We start from the raw sequence: 23421 nt of genomic DNA, 5'->3' as shown, positions 1-23421 counted from the left end.
TGGTTGGTTCGAATAAAAAAATGTGTGCTGTCTTTTTATTAAAACAGCAATATTTCACAGTTTAAAATTAGGAAAGGAATTGTTAATGAATCAACACAATTACGAGATCCATCACATTTGTTTGTGTTGCACCGGTAATAAACAAACCGCCGGTTTGTTTGAAAAAAGTGTATGCATCGTTTTGCTCAATTGCAACAGTTGCTTGTATTTGTTGCTGCAATGCCTGTTGCAAAACTGCTTCATCTGCAAAAGCTCCTGCAGCATCGGTTGGGCCATCGGTACCATCTGTGCCTGCAGCTAATACAGTAACCTGTTTATTTGCTCCGAGTTGTTGCAATGCACAAAGCGCCAGTTGCTGATTGCGTCCGCCAATGCCATTGCCCTTAACCGTTACCGTTGTTTCGCCGCCGTAAATAAAACATGCTGGCTTTAAACCGTTGTATGTTGTTGCATGATGTACAATTGTTGCAGCATTATCTGCTGCTTCGCCCTGCAGCGATGCCGGAAATGTAAACACGGTGTATCCAAGTTCCGTTGCTTTTTTTGCAGCAGCATTCAGTGCGGTTTCGTTGCTGCTGATGATGTAATGATGAGATTGCTCCAGTAACGCATCAGCAGGTTTGATGGTTTCTGTAATACGGCCTTCAATACCTTTTTGCAGATGCTGTGCAACAGATGCAGGAATTGTTTTTTCTAAGTTGTATTGATTGATAATATTCCATGCATCGTTAAAACTGCTGGCATCGGCAGTGGTTGGTCCGCTTGCAATCGTTTCAAGTTTATTGCCCGGCACATCGGAAATGATGAAGGTATGCCAGTGTGCATGTGCTGCGTGGCGTAACAACTGTCCGCCTTTTATTTTTGATAAATGTCTGCGTACACAATTCATTTCATCAATAGCAGCACCGCTGTTGAGTAAGAGCTGAAACGTTTGTTGCAATTCATCTAAGCAGATGCCTTCCGGTACATCGGCCCATAAAGCAGAAGCGCCACCGCTGAGTAAACAAAGAATAGTATCGCCTGGTTTTGTTTGTTGTAAAAAAGTAATGGTTTGCTCAATGGCCTTGCTGCTGTTTTCATCGGGCACCGGGTGTGCAGCTTCTATGCATTTGATGATCTTCAGCGGCACTGCATGTTTGTATTTGGTTGTAACAAGCCCGGCTTTAATATGTTCTGCAAGTAATTGTTCTGTTGCCTGTGCCATTGCCGCAGCTGCTTTGCCTGCACCAATAACATAAAGATTTGTTGCTGCTAACGGAACAGTGTTATTGCCCGCCTGCAAAACGTTGCCTTTTAATTGCAGGTATTGTGGCAGCAGTGCAGCAGGTTGCACAGCATCAACTGCTGCACGGTAAATAGCTTCTGCATGAATTCTGTTTTGCATACATCAATATCAGAATAAACGTAAACAATAATGCTGAAATGAAAACATGAATCATGCCTGTTTTGTGCGGTGCATATTATTTCCTGGGCAAGTGTTCCGCAGTATCACTTGTTGCCAACTAAGTCTGTTTCGATCCGATAGCTATCGGATGTATCGGAATCATCAAACGCATAACTGTTGCTGTAGATTTTTCCTGTACGGTTTTGCACAACATCTCAAGGTTTGTTTTACATTATCCGAATCAATCTGGACTTAATCACTTGATGCTTGTGTGGAATTATGTAAGGTGCTTGCAAATACTTGATCCAAAAGCAGTTTACTTTTTTGTTCTGTAGGAAGGTCAAAACCTATTGCTTTTTTTAGTTGCCTCTCAGATATACCACGAATAGGGAATTGACAGATGTTTATTCAGTTTGTATTTTGTTATTGTTAACCGATTGTTGCTGCCTGTTACAATGTATGGTAGCTTATCGCTTTCGCTAACCTGGAAATACTGTTACCCATACAAAACATAAAGTTTTACTCTGAATCTCTAAGACAAAATTGTTTTTGAAAAGTGATCTTTCAAATAAAAATCTGCTTTTATCCAATGCCCAATGAAGTGATCTGAAAATCTATAAAAGAGTAGGACAGGGAAGCTGAAAACTGATTAGAGTAAGCAATTATTAAATCAACTACAATGGCAAAAAGTACAAAACCTGTAAAGAAGTCTGCTGCTGCCACTAGAGTAACGGGAACAGAATTGGCAGAGTTGACAAAACGAATGAAAGTACTCAGGATTAATCCAACTGTGAATATTACAAAGTTTGCAGCAGCTGTTAAGAAGATTAATCCCAATGCTCTTATTCCGGTATCAAAACTGCCAGAAGATGTCGTGGCATCGCTCAAAAATTTAAAAGACAGTGCCAAACGGTTTCATGGAGCCAAAATACCACTTACGTGGTTCCCGCCTCAATTGATTTTTTCTCCATGCAGCGATAAATTCGGATACCTGACATCTGCAACAGTAAGGGCTTCAAGTAAAATGGATTTTAATGTTGTGAACGTTGGGTTACTCAATCAGCTGGGAGAATTGATGGGGAATTCCGATAGAGAAGCAACGATAACTGATTCAAACATACCTGCAGGGTATACTTATTTCGGACAATTTGTAGATCATGACATCACTCTGGATGTATCCTCTACCATTGATGCTGTGAATGACGCTAATTCAATTAACAATATGCGTACACCTGCATTAGATCTGGATAATGTATATGGGCGTGGACCAGCTTTAAATCCTTTTTTGTATGAATTTCCTTCATCTGGTCCTTCAACGGCTGTAAAATTAAAACTGGGAGTAAACAGAGATGCGGGAAAAGGTGGGCCTTCTACTGTAGGTGGTGGTATTGCCGGAATGCAGATACAAACTGATTTTGATGTGCCCCGCATGAGTGGAACAAATACTGCAGTGATCGGTGATCCCCGAAATGATGAAAACTTATTTGTAGCTCAATTTCAATCGGCGATGCTAAAATTTCATAATGCAGTGGTTGATATTGTTGTTGCATCGGGATTTACCGGTGATATTTTTGTTGAAGCAAAGAAAATAGTAACACATCATTATCAATGGGCTGTTATAAACGATTTTTTAAAACGTATTTGCGGAGCAGCTACGGTAACTAATTCATTGTCGTCTGTAGTTGCAACAGTTGGCAGCCCGTTTCGTATGCCGGTCGAGTTTTCAGTTGGCGCTTATCGGTTTGGACACAGCTTGATTCGTGAACGTTACTGGATCAATCACAATTTTATCAATCAACCCTTAGCCGATGCATTTGGATTTATAAGGAATCCAAATCTACCTGTATTATCGAATTGGGTAGTTGATTTTAATGCATTTTTTCAAACCGGCATCCCTGTTCCTGTGTTTAATATGGCTCGCAAAATTGATAGTGTTTTGGCAAACGGGTTGGAAACTTTGCCTGGAGGGAGTGGCATCATGTCAATACTGGCGGCAAGAAATTTACGAAGAGGTCTTGCCTTAGGTTTACCAAGTGGGCAGGCCACTGCTGTTGCGCTCGGTCTTGTTCCTCTTACTACTGCACAATTAAAAAGTGGCTTGTCTGCTGCAGAGGTTACTCTCTTAAATTCAAACGGAGGTATACTGTTAAGCAAAACGCCGCTATGGTATTACTGCTTGCGTGAAGCTGCAGTTGTAGGCGGCGGGAACTCACTGGGGCCATTGGGTGCTAAAATAGTAGCAGATACTTTTGTGCGGATGTTAAAACGTGATGGTGATTCTTACATCAATAAGCCCGGAGGATTTACTCCTTTTCTGCCATCAGATGCAGCAGGTAATTTTACCGTTACTGATATTATTAAATTTTCAGGGGTTAATGTGCCTTAATCAGAAGTTGTTTTGTGCTAGTTTACTATTCATGAAGCTTTGATTAGAGTTAAACTGTTAAGGGTAATAGTGATAATTGAGAATAAAAGCAAAAGGCAATAGCATTGCCGCCTTCTTCTATTTCAATAATCTTCTTACATCGTGTCAAAATCACTATTCCCTTCTTTGTAATTCTTCTGCCTAAATAATTTTCTGGCGCAATTGTTCCGCTAAGACAGAGCACTTGCGCTAAATAAGGGAGATTACAAATAAACCTCATTCTCGATTTCCCATGTAAAAGGTTTTACAAAGGTTTCGAACGTAACAGGTTTTGCAAGTTCTATGCTTGTTACAGTTGTTTTCTTTTTCCCTGTTTGTTCGTTGCCTTTTGTATAAGATTGTTTTTTTGTTAGAAGATTAAAACTATAATTTTCATATTCAAGCGTTGCACGATGAATCGTTGATAGCTCTGCACCAATTAAAATGAATTTACTACCTGTAAAACGGAATTTATATGTGCTGTTGGTTGTGTACCAACTACCCATATTATAAAATAAGTGGAACTCTATTTTTAATATTCCTCTATCAATAGAAAGGCCTTGGTAAGGATCGTCCATAATGGATTTGTCATGCTGTAAAATGAACGAATTGCTTTGTGTTTTCAATGTAAATTGATTCGCAGTTTTGCTTTTAAACAAGATCAGCAATATTCTTGGCTGCGTTACAACGGAGTCGCCATCACTGGTTATGCATTTTACGCTGTCTTTATGCTGCAGTACAAGGACCACGTCTTTTACTGCATCCTTATTTAGGTCGCCGCTGATGCTGTCGTGTATCATCCATCCAGAAGGAACAAATTCAGGAATAGCCTGTGCTGTTGTTTTAATTGAAGGATAGATAAACTCCTGCGCATTAGCGATGCTACATAGAATAAGTAATATGCTGATCAGAGCAAATCGCATCCCTTTTTGTTTAGTAGTATAAAGATAAGGCTGTAATCATTTGTTGCTTTTGATTAGAGATGGTTCTCGTAAAAGTTGGAGCAGAAGTGTTTTGCTGTCTGATACAATTTTCGGTTGTTATAAATTTAAAAAGGGTAGTGTTTTAGATATTCAATTCTGGGATTTATTGTTATTAATTTTTCCAAGCCCACCCAACCATGTCCTTCAGCCAAAGGCGTAACGGGGTACTCAATTTCATCTAAAGAATATTGCTGTTCTTCAAAACTTGCAGGAAATGGAAAACTCTCAATATGGTTTTTGTCTAGTTGAAGCATTAATTTATCGAAAATTTCCTTGTCAAATTTTTTGTATTTATTTAATAAAAGTCTGCAAACATTTTGAATAACACGTCTGCGTACTCAAATAGTTCGATTGTTTGGTCGATGTCGTCTGCCAAAACAACAAGTGTAACCCATTTGTGAACTTTATCAAATGTTCTAAAACCTCTTTGCGAAAAATATAGTCTGGTGTCAGTTGCAAACGTACTTGTGTAAGGGAATTGTCGTTTAGGAATTGAAAATGAAAAGTGAAACGTAAATTCGTAAGTATATTTTTCGCTTTGTAAAATTCTATTCGGTTTTAGTAGTTTTTCATTGACGAAGTTTATTACATATTCATTTACTTTATGTGAAACACGAGGCGTCTTATCAGACTTGCGTATTCGGGACTAAAACTTCTTTTTACGATAATTGGCATTCTGAAATTATATAGGTTGTCTTTAAGTCTAAATTAGGTTTGACTCTACTGCCGTGGTTCGTGTCATCACGAACCATTATAATGTTTTTCCGGTTCGTGGAGACACGAACCACGGCGTAAGAGCCAAGCTGAATATTAGTTAGTCTGAATTTCTTCCTTGTATACAGGCTCTTTTGCCATGAAATTATATGTTTCTTTAAACGTTACTTTTTGTTTAGTAGTTACTTTTCGTTCGACTTTTTTGCCTACAAGATGTTCATCAACTAAAATTAGTTTTCTGTTTTCAGTTATCCAGTCAAGCATAGATTTATTTTTATTATCAGGCTGAAAACTAATGATGCTGTCTGATAATTTCCATGTTCCATTTTCCTCGATTCTTGTCAGGCAGGATTGCTCTATAAATTTGTATGTGCCATCTTTATTTAACTCTATCGAATAATTACCGTAACCATCTCCCCGATAATACCTTGCATATATTCCGGTGGTTATTTCTAAAAGGTTGTTTACATTAAAGTTTATATTTCTCGGTACAAATAATTTATTCTGTTTTCTAAAAGTATCGCCAGATAATATAAATGGAATATTTGTAAACTTTTTCAAGTTGCCGTTAAGCAACCTTTTATTTTTAATTTTTGATGTGTCGCAGATAAAACGAATACTTGAGTCGCTAATTTCTAAAGTACCGGATGTAACTATTCCATTGCTTAAATATGAATTATAATAAAGCAAGGAAAATTCCTTTTCTCTTTTTATAGTTAATTCCCAACTGTCTCCCACTTTAAGATAATTGAAAACTCTAATTGTATCTGTTTTTTGAGCAAAGCAGATTTGAGAAATTAAAGTTATGAGAAGATATATGATCGTTTTCAAACGGAGTGGTGTTAATGTTATCGTACTGGTGCTTTCTTTTCAATTAATATAATGTTGTTAGTTGAAGTTAATATTTTTTATTTCTTTTTCTATCGAATTCCATTATTCAATTTAACAAAATAAAAAAAGGCTATAGAACTGCAGCCTTTGTAGTCAATTATTTTGCAATTATCATCGTATCAATATCACTGTTCCTTTTTTCGTTATCCTTCTTCCTAAATAATCAGTACCGCTCACCATCCACACAAATGCACCGGGGTCTTGTTGTTTGCCTTTGAAGTTTCCATCCCAGCCATCTTTTTGTTTGGTAGTAGCAAACACTTCCTGTCCCCAGCGGTTAAACACACGGAAATAATGAAACTGTGCAATGCCTACTGTAAAGGGCGTTAATACATCATTGAGATTATTACCGTCGGGAGTAAAACCTGTCGGCACTAAAATATCGGGAGCAATTTTAAAAATGCGCACATTAACCGTGTCGTAATTAAAACAACCTTCGGGTGTAGTGGTGAGCATGATGTATCGGAAGTTTTCCAACGAACCATCAAAAATTGCAACAGGGTTTTGAATGTTGGGATTGTTTAAATAGATTGGTGGCTGCCATTGATAAACAGAGCCGCCGCTTCCGTTTAACTGCAATGGCTGACCAACAACTACTGCTGTATCGTTTCCTGCAAATGCAATTACCGGAGGTATAACGGTTACCCGTACTGTATCGTAAACAGGTTTGGGGCAACCCAATGTATCGGTACCTCTTACAACAAAATCGGTTGTGGTTAATGGAAAGGCTGTGGTGGTTGCACTTGTTGGCGAACCAACATAACGTGCAGGCGACCATAACCAACTACTTGCAACACCGCTTGCTGAAATGGTTGTTGTATCATCAAAACAAATTGTATCATCCTGCCCGGCATCAACAACAGGGTAGGGAACAGTGCTAACCACAACATCGGCTGTTTGCGTACACTTACCAATAGAACCAATAACTGTATACGTTGTGCTTGCAGACTGTGGCGCAACAACCGGATTTTTTGCAGTTGGATTACTGAACAGTGTTGGTGGGCTCCATGAGAAATATAATCCATCGCCGGATGGCCTTAGTGTAACCGAATCGCCACGGCAAATGGTTGTATCGTTTGGTGGAATAAGTGTAACCGAATCAACTACGTTTATAAAAACCGAATCGGTATTGAAACAGCCGGGCGCTAATGTAAGTGTAACAAAATATTTTGTTGGCCTGTCTGGACTTACCAGTGGGTTAGCTACATTCTGGTTATTGATATTGTACGATGGTGTCCACGCAAATGTTCCTTGTCCGGCTGCATTTAACTGCAATGTATCAATAGAACAAATAAGCGTATCGTTGGTGAGTTGTATTGCCGGCTTATCGGTTATTACAACCGGTTTTATAATGGTGTCTAAACAGCCTTTTGTTGATCCTGCAATCAATTGTACCTGGTAAGTACCAAGATTGGGATAACTGTATTGCGGGTTTCGCAACAGCGATGTGTCATTCAATACAGCTGTGTTTCCAAAATTCCATCGCCACGAATTAGGCGAACCATAAATGGATGTTGTTCTGTCAGTAAATTGTATCGGCACATTCATACAGCCATCGTATGCATTAAAATCGGGGAAGAACCCGGGGTACACATAAATATCAGAGTACGATGTATCGGTACAGATTTCACCACGGTTTACAATCAACATTACTTTGTATTTACCTGTATCGGCATAAGTATAAGTGGGAACACTTTGTGTTGATGTATCGGTTGTTGCAGCGCCTACACCAAAATCCCAGTACCATGTTCTGATTTCGGTACTTGGTGTTAAGTTTTGAAAAGTTTGTGTAAAGCCATCGCAGGTGCGGTTTTCTAACGGCAGTTCAGCATCAGCAAAATCACAATCGGAAATACGCACAGTAAAATCTTTGCGGTGTTGCGAAATGATAACACCTTTTCGCCATTCCGTAATACAAACGTTTACCACAAAGTATGATGCACCGTTTGGGTTAGGAACACCAACAGGTGCAACACCGGAAATAAGACCTGTTCTGGGATCGATATTTACTCCCGAGCCAAGTGGCGATGAGCCGCTGTAGCCCGCATTGTATGTAAGTGATCCGTAAGGAGGATTATTGGGTTTAACGGTTGCGGCACTTGTAATACCTGTACTGTTATATGCATCGCAAAAACTATAACTGAGCGAATCGCCAGCATCGGGATCAACTGCACTAAAGGGCAATGTAAAACGTTTGTTGCGGCAAATAAGAACAGTATCTTTTACATTGAACACCGGACTTGAATTTGTTTCGGTGCCAAGCTGTGCCGTGCCGGGAATATTTGTTACATAGGTTGCGCCAATGCTTTGGCCGCTTACATTCGATAAACCGTTAATACGGCAACATGTTTGAAAAGCAACTGTATAACCTTGTGCACTCGATGGTAAATCGATCTGCAAACTATACAAGCCAACTTCGTAACAAACAGGTGGTGCGTTAATAATACAACTGAAAGGGTTTTGCAGTTGCAGCGTGGTGAAACTTGTACGTTGTACCAATACACTGTCGAGATAAGCGGTGTTACTACCCCTGTTAAAAATACCCATTACCACACTGGTGGGCAATGGAGCAAGCTGTGCACCTCCCGTGTTGGTGATAGGATTGCAATCACGAAACAAGCGCAAGGTTATACGAAAAATGCTGCCGCCATTACTTCCTGGCCCAACATAACTGTAATACATTTCGCCACCGGAAATATGTCCTGCCTGCAATTGAGTAAACGAAAGAACAATAAAAAATATCAGCAATAAACGCTTCATGCTTTTACGGAATCCTGTTTTAGTGTGATGATGGTTGTTATAAATGCAAGGATCGTTTCGTTTAATGTTGTTGTTGCTTCGAGCATGCCCATGTGTGCAATGCCCGGTATAAGTTTTACCATGCAAACCTGCGGTAATGCAGATTGGGCGAGTGCATCAGCAGGATTAACGGCTTTGTCTTCTTCTCCAATAAACATTAATACGGGTACTGTTGCTTCTTTTAATACAGCTGTACGGTCGGGCCGGTTGATCATGGCGTTGTAATAAGCGATCAATGCCTCTGCTGTAAACTGTTTGCCTTGTTCTGTTAACAGCTGCACTTCTTCGCTGTGTGTTCTGTTAAACGTTGCAGCAAAGAGATTTGGTATAGTGGCTTTTACAAAATCAAATGCGCCATGTTCCTGTATAAAGCCAATCGATTTTTTTCTTGCTTCTTTTTTCTCTTCGGTATCGGCATAAGCTGTTGAATGAATTAAACCAAATGCCTGTAAACGTTCGGGATATTTTTCTGCAAAAGCCAATGTAACATAACCGCCCATTGAATGGCCAAGCATGATGCATGTTTTTATTTCTTCTTCATCCAACATCAGCTTAATGGCTTCTGCCATTGAATCGATGGAAAGTATTTCGCTGTTTAAGGTTGATTCGCCGGTACCGGGCAAATCGGGCAACAGTACTTTATAATTTTTTTGTAAAGCAGGAAGTTGTTTTTGCCAAATGCGGTGATCTTCGCCAAAGCCATGAATCAACACTACAGGGTTGCCTTTGCCAATACAGGTATAAGAAACGGTTAGTGCATTTTGTTCGTGGGTCTTTTGCATGCGGTAAAATACAAAAAATACCACCGCTGAAGTCTATTTATCGGTGAACGGGACCAATTTTACGATAAGCTTGACAGTTATTTCCTTTTACCTGCCAGGAAGCTTTGGTAAATGCCAAACAAAATCAACAAGGCCGATAATGCAAGTGCTGCTTTGCTGAGCAGATCGCCCATGCGCACAAAGAATGTTTTGTTTGCTGTTGCTTCAATCGCCATTTTAGTTGAGGCAGCATTCCACCAGTTTTGTGGTTCGTGAATTTCTCCTGCCGGATCAATAAAACAACTGATGCCTGTGTTGGCACTGCGCAATACCCATGTTCTTGTTTCGATGGCACGCAGTTTTGCATAGAGCAAATGTTGTTTGTAGCCGGGTGTATTCCCCCACCATCCATCATTGGTAATAATGGCAATGATGTTGGCGCCTTTGCGTACATACTTACTCATGTATTCGCCATAAATACTTTCGTAACAAATAGCAGGAGCCAGCACGTTGTTATTTTTTAAGTTGATGGGTGTACGTTCTGTTTGTTTGGCATAACCGCCTGCAGTGCCGCCAAATTTTTCAAACACAGGGCCAAGAAATTTTAAGAAGCTGGGTAATGTTTCAACACCGGGCACAAGCATCGATTTGTGATAGATCTGTAATGGCCCACTGCTGTCGATGAGTAAGCAGGCGTTGTACACTTCGTAAAAATTACTTGTGCCTTCAATTGGTCTTGCATCGTTCGAAACACGTTCGTTAAACACACGATAACTTTCAATGCCGGTAAATAATTGAAGCTTTGGATGCTGTCGTAAAAAGTTGAATAACGGCAGCAGGAAAAAATTTTCTTTCAGATTTTCCTCGTCAAAACCATTGCCGGTATATAAAGCAGTTTCAGGCCAAACAAGCAATGTAGTGCTGCTGTCGATCTTTGCTTCGCTGAGTTTAATGAGTTGTTGCAGTTGCGCATCGAACGAACCTGTAAATAATTTTTCGTACGGATCGATGTTCGGCTGAATGATAACAACCGCTGTAGCATGGTTGATGGCTGATGTATTATTTTTGATGTAGGATGGTTGGTTATTGCTGATGAGAAATGATAGAATGATTGGTGTTGCAAGCACTGTTGAAATAAGTACAAGTGATGACATACGTACTTCGTACTTCGTATTTCGTACTTCTAATAATTTAAACAGCAACACATTTACCAACAGCACCCATAATGTTCCGCCGCTTGTTCCTGTGTATTCATACCACTGTATCCAGTTTGTGCGACCTGCAAAAATATTTCCGATGCTGAGCCAGGGCCAGCTTAAACCCCAATCCTGCAGATGCAGGTATTCAAAACTCATCCAGAAAACAATGAACGAAGTGTAACCAACAAACGAACCAAAACGTTTACGCATCAACCGAAAGCCCATCAACGGAATGCACATGAGCAAACTGTTGACGATGATGGCGAGCCATGCGCCCAGCATGTCTGCATTCCATATCCACCAGGTGGTGCTGATGTTCCAGCTAAAAGTTGCGAGGTACATCAATCCGAAAAACGTAAGGCCCGAATAATTTTTCTGTTCTATCAACAGCAGCGGAATAAATGCAAAAAAGATGGCTGCAGTTAAATTAACTGTAGGCCATGCAATAAAAAACAACAATCCGGAAAGAAGCGAGAGTAAAACAGGTTGAAACTTTTTCAAGCAAATGGTTTTTGTAAAAATAAGAATGCCCGGCAATATGACCGGGCATTTGTTACAAAGCAAATGTTTTATTGGGGAATAACAACAAAGCCGTTAAGCATGGTCATAAACTCCTGTTGATATTGTTTAAACAGATTTTTGGCAGTATAGCATAATACCTGCGATGTGCCCGATTCGTTGCTGAAATAGTAGCCGGCGTAGGTGAAGTTCATACCACTCATGGTTACCGAAAACTGCATAAACAAAACACGCTTTCCATTTACCATGCGGTATTCTTCTTTTTCAACAATAACATTTTCGGCACCACGCATTTTCATACTTTTTACCACAATAGCCGAAAAATTTTCAAGAGGTATTTCAATTTTTTCAACAACTGTAATGCAATAGCCATCCTGGTTCTTCAGCTTTAAAAGATACTCTGATGCTTCTGTTGGTTTTAGATCGGTCGGATTCCATTTTGTTTCGTTGTACCAAAGTGCGTGATCGGTTCTTTCCGATTTCAACAGTGTTTTTGCAGCGGTAGATTTGCTATACTTTGTAAGCAAGCTGTCGTTGAATTGAGTTTTGCTGCTGCTGTTGGTCTCTGTCTGGTACACCCATGTGCCGTCATCGTTAAGGATAACTGTTTTACCATCTTTAGTGGTAGCTGTTTGCTGTGCAAATAATAAAACTGTTGAAAAGAGAAATGCAAAAAACAGAATAGTTGTTTTCATGTGTAAAATAAAACTGTGAAAAATTATTTATTGTCAACTGTCATGCCATTGAGGAAATCATCAAAGTCGGCTTTGTAATCGGGTAAAAGTTTACGTCCCGTATAACATACCAATTGTGTAGTACCGTTTTCATTACTGTAATAATAACCGTAATACACAAACTTAACACCCTGCATAGTGCCACTCATTACAAGGTGCAGTACTTTTTTACCATTTACTTTTCTGTACTCGGCTAATTCAATTTTTGAATCGGGTGCACTTTCTTTAAGGTTGTTATACGCAATGTCTTTGAGCGTTTCCATTGGTATTTCCATCTTTTCGGTAATGGCCATGCAGTAGGCCGAACCTTTTACATGTTCAAATTCATACTCTGCATCTTCATTATCCGTTTTAGGTTCCACTTTCCATTTTATTGGATTGTAGTTGAGGATAATGTCGTTTACAGCAGATTTTTTTACAGCAATGTTTTTTGATGATGATATAAATACTGCCGGGTTAAGGTTGATTTTTAAACTACTATCCTGTTCAAGCAGTACCCATGTGCCATTGTCGTTTAGCTGAACTCGTAAGCCCTCGTCGGTAGTGGCATATTTCTGTGCAAATAATCCGCCCGACCAAAAAAGTAATAAAAGAAGAAATGTGTGTTTCATTCCGGGTTTAATTGATTCGGGTGTAAAAATAAGAATGCCTGACATAACTGTCAGGCATTCGCTATAAAGATTTCAATCCTGAACGAACCCGATAGCTATCGGGTCGAAGGGGCTCAGGGCTACTAGCGTGAATAGTTCGGGCTTTCTTTTGTAATGATCACATCGTGTGCATGGCTTTCTTTCATACCTGCATTGGTGATTTTTACAAATTGTGCTGTTTGTAATTCTTTAATGGTTTTTGCACCACAGTAACCCATACCTGCACGTAAGCCGCCGGTGTACTGGTGTACAATTTCACTCACATTGCCTTTAAACGGTACACGGCCTTCAATACCTTCGGGTACTAATTTTTTAATACCATCCTCCACATCCTGGAAGTAACGGTCGCCACTACCTTGCTGCATAGCACCAATTGATCCCATACCCCGGTATTGTTTGAATTTTCTTCCTTCGTAAATAATGGTTTCACCGGGGCTTTCTTCTGTGCCTGCAAACACACTGCCCATCATAACCGTTGATGCACCTGCTGCTAATGCTTTAACCATATCGCCAGTGTAACGGATACCGCCATCGGCAATTACCGGAATACCTTTTGTTTTTACGGCATGTGCTGCTTCCATAACTGCTGTAAGTTGTGGTACACCAATACCTGCAACGATACGGGTAGTACAGATAGAGCCGGGACCAATACCAATCTTCACGGCATCTGCACCTGCATCGGCCAATGCTTTTGCGCCTGCACCTGTACCAACGTTACCTGCAATAACCTGTAATGTTTTGAATTTCTTTTTCAATCCTTTCAATGCTTCAATTACACCTTTGCTATGGCCGTGTGCACTGTCTAACGATACAATATCAACACCAACCTGCTGCAAAGCATAAGCTCTGTCGAACAAGTCGCCGGTTATGCCCAAAGCAGCACCAACCAATAAACGACCATACGAATCTTTTACTGCGTTGGGGTGACTTTGTAGCTGCAAAATATCTCTGTAGGTAATTAAGCCAATGAGTGTACCATCTTTCTTAACAACAGGAAGCTTTTCAATTTTATGTGCACTTAAGATGGTCTTTGCTTTTTTAAGATCGGTTCCTTCGGGAGCAGTAATAAGGTTGGCAGATGTCATTACTTCACTTACCTTTTTCTTACCGTTCGATTCGAAACGAAGATCACGGTTGGTAAGAATACCCACCAGTTTTTTGTTTTGATCAACAATAGGAATACCGCCGATCTTGTTTTCTTTCATCAACTGCAATGCATCGCCAATTGTTGCATCCTGTTGCAAGGTAATGGGGTCGATGATAAGACCACTTTCGCTACGTTTAACTTTACGCACCTGCGCTGCCTGATCTTCAATACTCATATTCTTATGCAGAATACCCAAACCTCCTTCACGGGCAAGGGCAATAGCCAAACCTGCTTCAGTTACAGTGTCCATTGCTGCAGAGAGCATGGGGATGTTGAGGGAAATGTTTTTGGTGAGTTGGGAGCCAATGTTTGTTTCACGAGGGAGAACCTGGCTGTAACCGGGTAGTAACAATACATCATCGAACGTTAAACCTTCACCGAAAAATTTGCTTTGGATTGCTTTGTTGAGAGCGGAAGAATTTCTTGTTGCCATGTGCAAAGGTAAGGGAGCAGAGGTATTGCTTCCAAATTGGCCTGAAACGCAGTCTGTTTTTACATGTTATACCCGCTTTTACGTATATGGTCTACCTGTTAATGGTATTGTTGAGGTATGCTGCTGAAGATACATTTGCCCAGTGAAAAGCACTTTTAATTCAGTCTTTGCAAGAAGAGCACATTTTTTATTTGCTGTATTCTCTGCCTATAGTGATGCAAAGGAGCTATAAAATCAATTCATTTTAAACAAAACCAAAACATGAAAAAGATCTTTTCTGTACTTGTTATTGCAAGCAGTGTATTATTTGTATCCTGTAAAGGCGATCAAGGTCCGGCGGGACCAGCCGGCCCAACAGGAGCTACAGGTGCAACGGGAGCAACAGGGGCAACCGGCGCAACCGGATCAAATGGCTCAAACGGAACAAACGGAACAAATGCCCAGGTAGTTTATTCGGCCTGGTTAACAAGCCCTTTCGACTCGAGAGATACAACCATTGATGGCACTTGTGTTAAAGTGCGCCATTTCAATGCACCATCATTGAGCAGCACCATTCTTTCACAAGGCACAATGATCACTTATTTCAGAGTTGGTTCAATAGGCCCATACCAACTGCCTTATATTTCAGATGCCGGCACCGGTACAAACCAGATCACTGCTATCTATAGTGTTCAGAAAATTTTTGTTGTTCGTCATACATTCAACAGTTGCCGTTTTACATCTGCAGTAGCAGCATCGTATACTGGCGAGCCTGTAATGGTTAACTTACCGCAATCGCTGGAGTATCGCTATATTTTAATTCCGGGATTAATTGCAGGTGGACGTTTTGCAAGTGGTCCGGCTGCAGGTTATTCGGTAGCACAGTTAAAACAAATGAGTTACGAAAGAGTGAAGGAGTTGTTTGCAATTCCTGAAAATGGTTCAAACGAAAAGAAATAAACAAACCCGTTTTTCTTAATCGAAACGCTCCTGAAAAGGAGCGTTTTTATTTTAAACTATACATTTTTCCCGGTAGGCTGTTTACAATGCCATTCATTTCCAGCATAAGAAGAGCTGCGGCAACCGAACTGCTGCTGATAGCTGTGTGCAGATTAATTTCATCTACATGCAGTTGCTGCTGTTGTTGCAGAAGCTCCACGATCAAACGTTCATCGGCAGTAAGATCGACGAATAGTTGTTTTTGTATTACTTTCTTTTTCTGCTGTTCTTCCCATCCCATTTGCGCAATAATATCCTCGCCGTTGCGGATGAGTGCGGCTTTGTTACTTTGAATTAAATAATTACAACCCTCGCTTTTGCTATCGGTTGCTTTACCCGGTACAGCAAACACATCACGGTTATAATTATTGGCAAGGTTAGCAGTAATCATACTGCCACCTTTTTTGCCTGTTTCAATAACAATCGTCGCATCGCACATGCCGGCAACAATACGGTTGCGTGTAGGAAAGTTGTGCCGGTCGGGTTTGGTTTCTTTTCTGAATTCGGTTAATAAACCACCGCCTGTTGCAATCATTTCTTTTGCCAGTGTTGTGTTTTGCGATGGATAAATTTTATCAAGACCGTGTGCCAACACACCTACGGTTTGCAACTGCTGCTTTACAGAAAATTTATGTGCAATAGCATCTATGCCATATGCAAGTCCGCTAACCACCAACGGCTGTTGTGGCAGCAATTGTTCAAGAATAGTCTCCGTCATTTGCTTACCATAATCTGTATTGCTTCTGGTACCAATGATGGAAATGATTTTTGTGTGATTAAGGTTCGCTGTGCCTCTGTAAAATAAAAGCGTTGGCGGATCGTAACAATGAAGCAACCGCTTTGGGTAATCTTCATCGGTTAAAAACAGCGGCTTGATTTTGTACTTTTCAATAAAGTCGATCTCTGTTTCCTGTTCTTTAAAAGCCTCAAATGCTTTAATGCTTTTTGCCCGCACTTCACCAATGCCTTCTATTTTTTCAAGTGTTGCTTTTTTTGCTTTGAAGATGGCTTCTGCATTTCCTAATTCGTCGGTAAGAATACGGGCATGTACAGTACCGATGTTTGGCACTTGTGTTAATGCAAGTTGGTAGAGCAGGTCGGTGTTCATCTTGCTTCCAAGATAAAGCAAAATTATTTTGCTACAACCTTCAGTTCTGTTCTCCTGTTTTTTGCACGTCCTTGTTCATTTGTATTTTCAGCAACCGGTTTTGTTTCGCCGAAACCTTTGCTGCTTAAACGTTCTGCTGCTACGCCTTTGTACAGAAAATAATTGATCACCGCTTTTGAACGGTTGTTCGATAGTGTAAGATTATCTGCCGGCTTACCTACATTATCTGTATGTCCGTTAATCTCAATTTTAAGTGTAGGATTGTCCTTCATCAGCTGAACAACTTTATCCAGTTCAATCATCGACTCGGGTTTCAGTTCGGCTTTGTTTACATCAAAGAATACATTCTTCAACACAACACTTGCATTCACTTCAATTGGAATAAGAGGAATATTGATGGTGTAAGTAGTGTCGCTGCCCGATGTTTTTAATGAAAAATTTTCCGAATAGAAAAGATAGCCTCTGCGGTTTACATTAAATGCATAGTCCTTACCTGTAGGAAGTGTAATGAGGTAATTTCCCTCTTCGTCGGTTTGTACTTTGCTGATGGTTTGAGCCGATGCAAGATTGATGAGCTCTACTGCAGAAGGTAATCCTTGTTTTGTTTTTGCATCAAACACATTTCCTTTTACCCATAATGTTTTGTAGGGGCGTGCATGTTCCGGTAATTCAAAACTGTAAAGATCCAGGCCGCCACGGCTGTCGTTACCATCACTTGCATAGTAAGCTGTTTTTCCATCGCCGGCGATCATTAACGAACCTTCATCATCAATTGTATTAACAGGGTAGCCGAGATTTTGTGGCTTCTCCCAACTGCCATCATCTTTCTTACGCATAAAATAAAGATCGGTGCCGCCATAACCGGGATGGCCGTTACTGGTAAAATAAAATGTCTGGTTATCGGGATGTATGAAAGGACAACTTTCATCAGCACTTGTATTTACTTCCGGCCCCATGTTGCGTGGTGTGCCCCATTGTCCGTTCGGTTGCAGATAACTTACAAAAAGATCGCTGCCGCCAAAGCCCGAAGGATCACGTGCTGCAAAATACAAGGTGCGTTTATCGGGTGCTAAACTTGGTTGGCTTTCCCAATATTCGGTATTGATAATACGACCCATATTAATGCGTTCGCCCCAACCGTTTTTTGTGAGGTAGGAAACATACAGATCGCAACTGCCTTCACCATCTTCCATATTACAACCGGTGAAAATTAGCATACGGCCATCCTGCGAAATTGTTTGTGCCCCTTCGTTCTCTTCTGTGTTGAGATTGCCCGGCAAAGGTTCTGCTTTGCTCCAGGCACCATTTCTTTTTTCGCTGATGAAAAAATCTTCATGTCCAATGCGGCGTGTAAACACCAATGTGTTGCCATCAATTGTTGCAGAAGGAAAATACTCCAGTTGTTTACTGTTGATACTGTCGCCTAAATTCTGCGGCGAAAAAACATAAGTTGCAGGAACAGTCTTTTTATAATCAATCGCAAATTGGTAGCAACGTTTACGATAGTCGGCCGATTTAATGGTGCGTTCGTTCAAATTCGGTTTTTGCAAAAAGCGATTGATGGCTGCTAATGCATCTTCAAAATTGCCGTTGCCTGCATATGCAATAGAAATTGGAAGCAAAAATGTAACGCAGTACACCGAGTCGAGTTCTGTTGCTTTGCGATAAAATTCAACAGCCTGTTTGTATTTTTTTTGTTCAGAAAAAACTCCGGCCTTGCTTAAATAGGCATCTACAAATTTGGTATCGGCAGCAATACATTCATCCAGCAGTTGCATGGCACGGGTGTAGTTTTTAACACGTGCTTCATTAATTGCTTCACCGTATTTATAACCGAGTTTGGTGTTTACTTTTTGTGGATCGTACCATTGTGCAGAAGAGGAAAGTGTAAAAAATACACAGAGTAGAAGGCATAGTTTTTTCACGAGCATTGAATTCATAGTTCAATATACAAAGATTAGCTGGAGGGGGTGTTAAAGCGGTGTTGAATTTAGGCTCTGCTCAAATCTCGACTCCGCTCGATTTTTCGAAACGTCCTTCGAACCCATAGCTATCGGGTCGAAGGACTACGGCACATTAATGTATTTGTGTACCTGCAAGCTCAGTTCCCATTGCGGGTTTGCTTTAATGTAGTCGATGATGAGTGGAGTAACCTGTGCAGCTTTGTCCCATTCTGGCTGCAGGTATAATTTGCAATTAGACGAAACCTGTGCGGCATATGTTTCGGCCCAGGCAAAATCGCTCTTGTTAAAGATCACCACTTTTAATTCGCTTGCATGTGGCACAACTTCGGGCAATGGTGCTTTGAATTTTTTGGGCGAAAGGCAGATCCAATCCCATTCGCCACTCAACGGCGATGATCCCGATGTTTCAATATTAGTTTGATAACCGGCTGTATGTATAGCTTTGGTCAACGCATCTAAATTGTGCATCAGCGGTTCGCCGCCTGTGATAACAACGATAGGTTTAAGGTTTGAGGTTAAAGGTTGAAGGTTACTGCCCAACTCCCTATTCCTGATTCCTAATTCCTTTTCCATTTTCTCAACTATTTCCTCAACACTGTATTTCGGATGTTTTGTTGCATCCCAGCTATCTTTCACATCACACCAAACACAACCCACATCGCAACCGCCAAGGCGAATGAAATAGGCAGCACGGCCCTGGTGAAATCCTTCACCCTGTAACGTGTAAAACGATTCCATTACAGGCAGTACCTGTTGTGCAGTATCAATCAACAATTCCGTCATTTGAAATACAAAGTTAGTGCAGCTTACAATTTGCTTACGTAAGCATTGTATGTGTTCATCAATAAACCCGCAATCGTCATGGGGCCAACGCCACCTGGTACCGGTGTAATACCACTGCTCTTTGGTGCAACTTCATCAAACTTAACATCGCCTTTCAAAGCAAAGCCGCTCTTCTTTGTTGCATCATTAACACGTGTAATACCTACATCAACAATTACAGCTCCTTCTTTTACCATGTCCCCCGTTAAAAATTCTGCCTGGCCTAATGCTGCAACAATAATATCGCCCTGCAACGTCATTTCTTTAAGGTTGGTTGTTGCAGAATGACAAATAGTAACGGTACAGTTACCGGGATAAGCTTTGCGGCTCAGCAAAATACTCATGGGCGTACCCACAATATGGCTGCGGCCAATAACCACAGCATGCTTGCCTTTTGTTTCAACTTTATAATGTTCGAGCAATAATAAAATGCCATAAGGTGTTGCGGGAATGAATGTAGGCGTTCCGGCAACCATGTTACCCACGCTCACCGGGTGAAAACCATCCACATCTTTCGATGGATGAATAGCGCTGATCACCTTTTCATCGCTGATGTGTTTGGGCAAAGGCAATTGCACTAAAATACCATCCACTTCAGGGTTATTATTCAATTCCTCTATTTCGGCAAGCAACCCTTCTTCCGAAATATCTTCCGGTAAACGCTTTAACGTAGAACCAAAACCAATTTCAGCACAGGTTTTCACTTTCGATGCAACATAGGTTTCACTGGCTCCGTTATTGCCAACCAAAATGGCTGCAAGATGTGGTGCTCTTTTTCCTTTTTGGAGTAAAGCACTTGTCTTTTCTTTAAGATCTTCTTTTATGGCTTGTGCTGCCAGTTTACCGTCGAGTAATTGCATGGCGCAAAAGTAACACAGACAAACCTTGTTTCCATTGAATACAAAAAATTAAATACAGGCAGGTTGCAGAGCGTGTTGAAATGGCTTAAATTTCAGTTTCAAACCCAATCTGCTTGAGAATAATTCTATCGCTTATATGTATTGTTGCAATCCTGCCTTTACACTCGCAAACTGTGCGACAGCCTTTATTGGCAAGTTACCCCGGTTTAGGTGCTTACAGTAAAAATGCAGCAGATGCGTTTTCATTTACAGTCAATCCGGCAGCTCTGGCCAATCTTAAACAAAGTGGGGCAGGGGTTTATAGCGAACGTCGTTTTTTATTGAATGCTTTTAGTCAGTATACAGCTGTTGCGGGTTTGCAAACTAATTCCGGCGCCTTTGGTTTACAAGCCGATTATTTTGGGTATGCAAACTATACAGAAACACAGCTTGGTCTTGGTTATGCCCGATCGCTTGGTAGCAGGATTGATGTTGGTGCAAAATTTAATTATTACAGTTTGCGGATACCTGCTTATACAACTGCTTCAACGGTACATTTTGAAGCAGGATTGCTGATGCATTTGAGCGAAAAGCTGCATGCAGGATTTAGTGTTTTTAATCCGGTTGGAGGCGAACTGAATAAAACAACGAATGAAAAAATTGCATCTGTATTCAGAGGCGGGTTGGGATACGAAGTGTCGGATAAGCTTTTTATTAGTGCGGAAATTATAAAAGAAGAAAATAAAAATACCGGCGTTAATGCTGTGTTTCAATATGAACCTGTAAACCAGTTGCTGATAAGAGGAGGCATTAATACAGTTAACTCGCAACCATTTGTAGGTGTTGGTTTACGTTTTGGTTCTTTTAGAGTTGACGTAGCCACCGCTTACCATCCGCAATTGGGCATATCGCCTGCAGTAATGATTTTGTTTGATGGTAAACGAAAAGAAAAGACTGCTGAGTGAAGAACATACTGATTATATTTTCATTCTTCTTTACTGTTTCAGCTTCTGCCCAGGAAACACAAAGCACCGAACAGCAGATTGAAAACATTACTGAAGTAAACGAATCGGAAACGGAAGACGATTCGTACCTGCAATCGCTGAGGCAATATCAACGTAACAAACTCAATCTTAACAGTGCAACAGAAGCGGAGTTAAAGGAATTTCCCTTTCTGTCGCCTTTGCAATTAGCCAGTTTTTTAAATTACCGAAAACTGTTTGGCAAGTTCATTAATATGTATGAATTGCAGGCAATACCTACCTGGGATTACGAATTGATTCAAAAGATGCTGCCATACATTACAGTTGGTCCGGCAATGTCGTTGAAAGAAGATGTTGGCGCACGGTTTAAAGATGGAGAGCATTCAATTCTTTCACGGCTTACATATGTTTTGGAAGAAGCGGAAGGATTTAAAAGAAGAAGAGATACTGCTGCAACCACTTACTATCCCGGAAGCCGGGAAAGAGTTTTGCTTCGGTACAAATACAATTACAAAAATCTGCTACAGTATGGTATTACTGCAGAGAAAGATCCCGGGGAGCAATGGTTTAAAGGCACACAAAAAAACGGGTTCGATTATTACTCAGCCCACTTGTTTATACGAAATGCAGGCATTATTAAAAATTTAGCCATCGGCGATTTTACTGTTAACATGGGACAGGGGCTTATTCAATGGCAATCGCTTGCATTTAAGAAAAGTGTGGATGTGCTCAACACTAAACGCCAGGCAGCTATTCTTCGTCCTTTCAACTCTACAAATGAATATTTCTTTAACCGTGGAGCAGGCATAACGTTAGAGAAGGATCATTTTCAGGTAACAGGTTTTGCTTCGTTTCGAAAGGTAAGTGGTAACCTCGCTGCAGATACGCTTAGTTCCGAAGATTATTTCAGCTCACTCATTACTTCAGGTTTAAACCGTACAGCTAACGAACAAGCCGACAAAAATGCCATTCAAATGAATTCGTATGGTGCTAACATAAGCTATAACAACGGCGCTTTTCATATTGGCGCTAATGCCGTTCATTTTCAATTTAACCTTCCTTTTAAAAGAGGGAGTGAGCCGTATAACAATTTTGCGTTTCGTGGAAAGCAGTTAACTAATACAAGTATTGATTGGAGTTACACCTGGAGAAATTTGCATTGGTTTGGGGAAGCTGCCAATCATAACAGCAATAATTACGCAATGATGAGTGGATTACTTGCAAGTGTTGATCCCAAAGTTGACTTATCGTTTGTGTACCGCAACATGCAAAAAGGGTATCAATCTATTTTTGGCAATGCTTTTACAGAAGGCACTTATCCAACAAATGAGAGTGGCTTATTTGCAGGTATTTCAATCAAGCCAAACAGCAAATGGCGACTAGATGGTTATATGGATTTTTATCGGTTTCCATTTTTACGCTATCGGGTTGATGCTCCGTCAAATGGCCAGGATTATCTTATACAACTAACACATCGACCCAATAAACAACTCGAAATTTATACACGTTTCCGCCAGGAAAGTAAAGCGCTTAATTACACAGAAGATGGCGAATTGATAACAGCGCAGGTTGAACCGATAACCCGTAAAAACTGGCGAACACAAATACAGTTTAAGGCAACAGCATCAATTACATTGCGGCAGCGTTTTGATGCAATGTGGTATAATGTAGTTGGGCCACAGGAGAGCAGAGGTTTTCTTACTTTTTTCGATGTATTCTACAAGCCAATGATGAAGCCTTTTTCGGCTAATATGCGTTTGCAGTATTTTGAAACAGATGATTACAACAGCCGTATTTATGCCTACGAAAATGATGTTTTATATGGCTTTTCTATTCCTCCTTTTTCCGATAAAGGATATCGGTATTATTTGAATCTTAATTACGACGTATCGAAAAAACTTTCGTTTTGGCTGCGGTGGGCGCAGTTTATCTATGTTGGAAAAAGTACTGTAGGAAGCGGGCTTGATGAAATTTCCGACAATAAAAGAACGGAGGTGAAGCTTCAGGTTATTTTACGACTGTAATAGTTCTGGTTATGCAAGATTGCAACAAAGTTAAACTGCTTTTGCTTACCAGAAATAAAGCCCATCCCGGATACGCTGTCGGGAC

At 40.5% G+C, this 23421-nt stretch carries 18 protein-coding genes; 4 read left to right on the top strand and 14 right to left on the bottom strand.

All coding sequences use genetic code 11. The features are described from left to right. Positions 1 to 82: 82 nt before the first annotated feature. A complete protein-coding gene (locus tag ESA94_RS05745; RefSeq protein WP_129129875.1) occupies positions 83 to 1384 on the bottom strand; it encodes a glycerate kinase type-2 family protein in 1302 nt (433 codons plus the stop codon). 679 nt (positions 1385 to 2063) lie between these two features. On the opposite strand from ESA94_RS05745, the gene ESA94_RS05740 reads away from it, so the two are divergent. Further along, positions 2064 to 3770: a peroxidase family protein gene (locus ESA94_RS05740; protein WP_129129874.1), complete on the top strand. Its 1707-nt coding sequence runs from the start codon at positions 2064 to 2066 to the stop codon at positions 3768 to 3770. Positions 3771 to 4012: 242 nt separating this feature from the next. On the opposite strand, the gene ESA94_RS05735 is transcribed toward ESA94_RS05740, so the two are convergent. From ESA94_RS05735 to guaB, 9 genes are all read right to left on the bottom strand, one after another. After that, positions 4013 to 4711, bottom strand: a complete 699-nt coding sequence (locus tag ESA94_RS05735) for a hypothetical protein (protein WP_129129873.1) — start codon at positions 4709 to 4711, stop codon at positions 4013 to 4015. 125 nt (positions 4712 to 4836) lie between these two features. Continuing rightward, positions 4837 to 5025, bottom strand: coding sequence for a hypothetical protein (locus ESA94_RS05730; protein WP_129129872.1), 189 nt, complete (start codon positions 5023 to 5025; stop codon positions 4837 to 4839). A 556-nt stretch (positions 5026 to 5581) separates the two neighbouring features. Next, positions 5582 to 6316 carry a hypothetical protein gene (locus ESA94_RS05725; protein ID WP_129129871.1) on the bottom strand — a complete coding sequence of 245 codons (735 nt, stop codon included), beginning with the start codon at positions 6314 to 6316 and terminating at the stop codon, positions 5582 to 5584. A 171-nt stretch (positions 6317 to 6487) separates the two neighbouring features. Next, entirely contained in the window at positions 6488 to 9136 is a 2649-nt protein-coding gene (locus ESA94_RS05720) for a PKD domain-containing protein (RefSeq protein WP_129129870.1), read from the bottom strand. Then, complete coding sequence (locus ESA94_RS05715; protein WP_129129869.1) at positions 9133 to 9957, bottom strand: alpha/beta fold hydrolase; 825 nt, start codon at positions 9955 to 9957, stop codon at positions 9133 to 9135. The genes ESA94_RS05720 and ESA94_RS05715 overlap by 4 nt, the downstream gene beginning before the upstream one ends. Positions 9958 to 10034: 77 nt before the next feature. After that, positions 10035 to 11636: an apolipoprotein N-acyltransferase gene (gene lnt / locus ESA94_RS05710; protein WP_129129868.1), complete on the bottom strand. Its 1602-nt coding sequence runs from the start codon at positions 11634 to 11636 to the stop codon at positions 10035 to 10037. 68 nt (positions 11637 to 11704) lie between these two features. Then, the gene (locus ESA94_RS05705) at positions 11705 to 12349 is read right to left on the bottom strand and encodes a hypothetical protein (protein ID WP_129129867.1); all 645 of its coding nucleotides are present in this window, start codon (positions 12347 to 12349) and stop codon (positions 11705 to 11707) included. A gap of 23 nt (positions 12350 to 12372) precedes the next feature. Further along, on the bottom strand, positions 12373 to 12999 hold the full coding sequence (locus tag ESA94_RS05700; protein WP_129129866.1) for a hypothetical protein: 627 nt from the start codon (positions 12997 to 12999) through the stop codon (positions 12373 to 12375). Positions 13000 to 13121: 122 nt separating this feature from the next. Further along, the gene (gene guaB, locus ESA94_RS05695) at positions 13122 to 14618 is read right to left on the bottom strand and encodes an IMP dehydrogenase (RefSeq protein WP_129129865.1); all 1497 of its coding nucleotides are present in this window, start codon (positions 14616 to 14618) and stop codon (positions 13122 to 13124) included. A 261-nt stretch (positions 14619 to 14879) separates the two neighbouring features. Here guaB and ESA94_RS21665 point away from each other — a divergent pair, with 261 nt between their 5' ends. After that, positions 14880 to 15557 carry a hypothetical protein gene (locus tag ESA94_RS21665; RefSeq protein WP_129129864.1) on the top strand — a complete coding sequence of 226 codons (678 nt, stop codon included), beginning with the start codon at positions 14880 to 14882 and terminating at the stop codon, positions 15555 to 15557. Positions 15558 to 15603: 46 nt separating this feature from the next. Here ESA94_RS21665 and dprA read toward each other — a convergent pair whose 3' ends face one another. The 4 genes from dprA to ESA94_RS05670 all read right to left on the bottom strand — a co-directional run bounded on the left by dprA (position 15604) and on the right by ESA94_RS05670 (position 20350). Further along, on the bottom strand, positions 15604 to 16704 hold the full coding sequence (gene dprA / locus ESA94_RS05685) for a DNA-processing protein DprA (RefSeq protein WP_129129863.1): 1101 nt from the start codon (positions 16702 to 16704) through the stop codon (positions 15604 to 15606). Positions 16705 to 16727: 23 nt separating this feature from the next. Next, the gene (locus ESA94_RS05680; protein WP_240670995.1) at positions 16728 to 18644 is read right to left on the bottom strand and encodes an OmpA family protein; all 1917 of its coding nucleotides are present in this window, start codon (positions 18642 to 18644) and stop codon (positions 16728 to 16730) included. Between the two features lie 126 nt (positions 18645 to 18770). Next, positions 18771 to 19451, bottom strand: coding sequence for a 7-carboxy-7-deazaguanine synthase QueE (locus tag ESA94_RS05675; protein WP_240670994.1), 681 nt, complete (start codon positions 19449 to 19451; stop codon positions 18771 to 18773). 23 nt (positions 19452 to 19474) lie between these two features. Beyond that, positions 19475 to 20350, bottom strand: coding sequence for a bifunctional 5,10-methylenetetrahydrofolate dehydrogenase/5,10-methenyltetrahydrofolate cyclohydrolase (locus ESA94_RS05670; RefSeq protein WP_129129862.1), 876 nt, complete (start codon positions 20348 to 20350; stop codon positions 19475 to 19477). A 173-nt stretch (positions 20351 to 20523) separates the two neighbouring features. Here ESA94_RS05670 and ESA94_RS05665 point away from each other — a divergent pair, with 173 nt between their 5' ends. Next, positions 20524 to 21294 (top strand): hypothetical protein, encoded by a 771-nt coding sequence (locus tag ESA94_RS05665; protein ID WP_129129861.1) that lies wholly within the window; start codon positions 20524 to 20526, stop codon positions 21292 to 21294. After that, positions 21291 to 23336: a ComEA family DNA-binding protein gene (locus tag ESA94_RS05660; RefSeq protein ID WP_129129860.1), complete on the top strand. Its 2046-nt coding sequence runs from the start codon at positions 21291 to 21293 to the stop codon at positions 23334 to 23336. Before ESA94_RS05665 ends, ESA94_RS05660 begins: the two co-directional genes overlap by 4 nt. Positions 23337 to 23421 lie beyond the last annotated feature (85 nt).

The sequence above is a fragment of the Lacibacter luteus genome (assembly GCF_004118265.1).
Taxonomy (GTDB): Bacteria; Bacteroidota; Bacteroidia; order Chitinophagales; family Chitinophagaceae; genus Lacibacter; species Lacibacter luteus.
The sequence above is the reverse complement of the archived record's forward strand: the minus strand, read 5'-3'. Positions and strand labels throughout refer to the sequence as shown.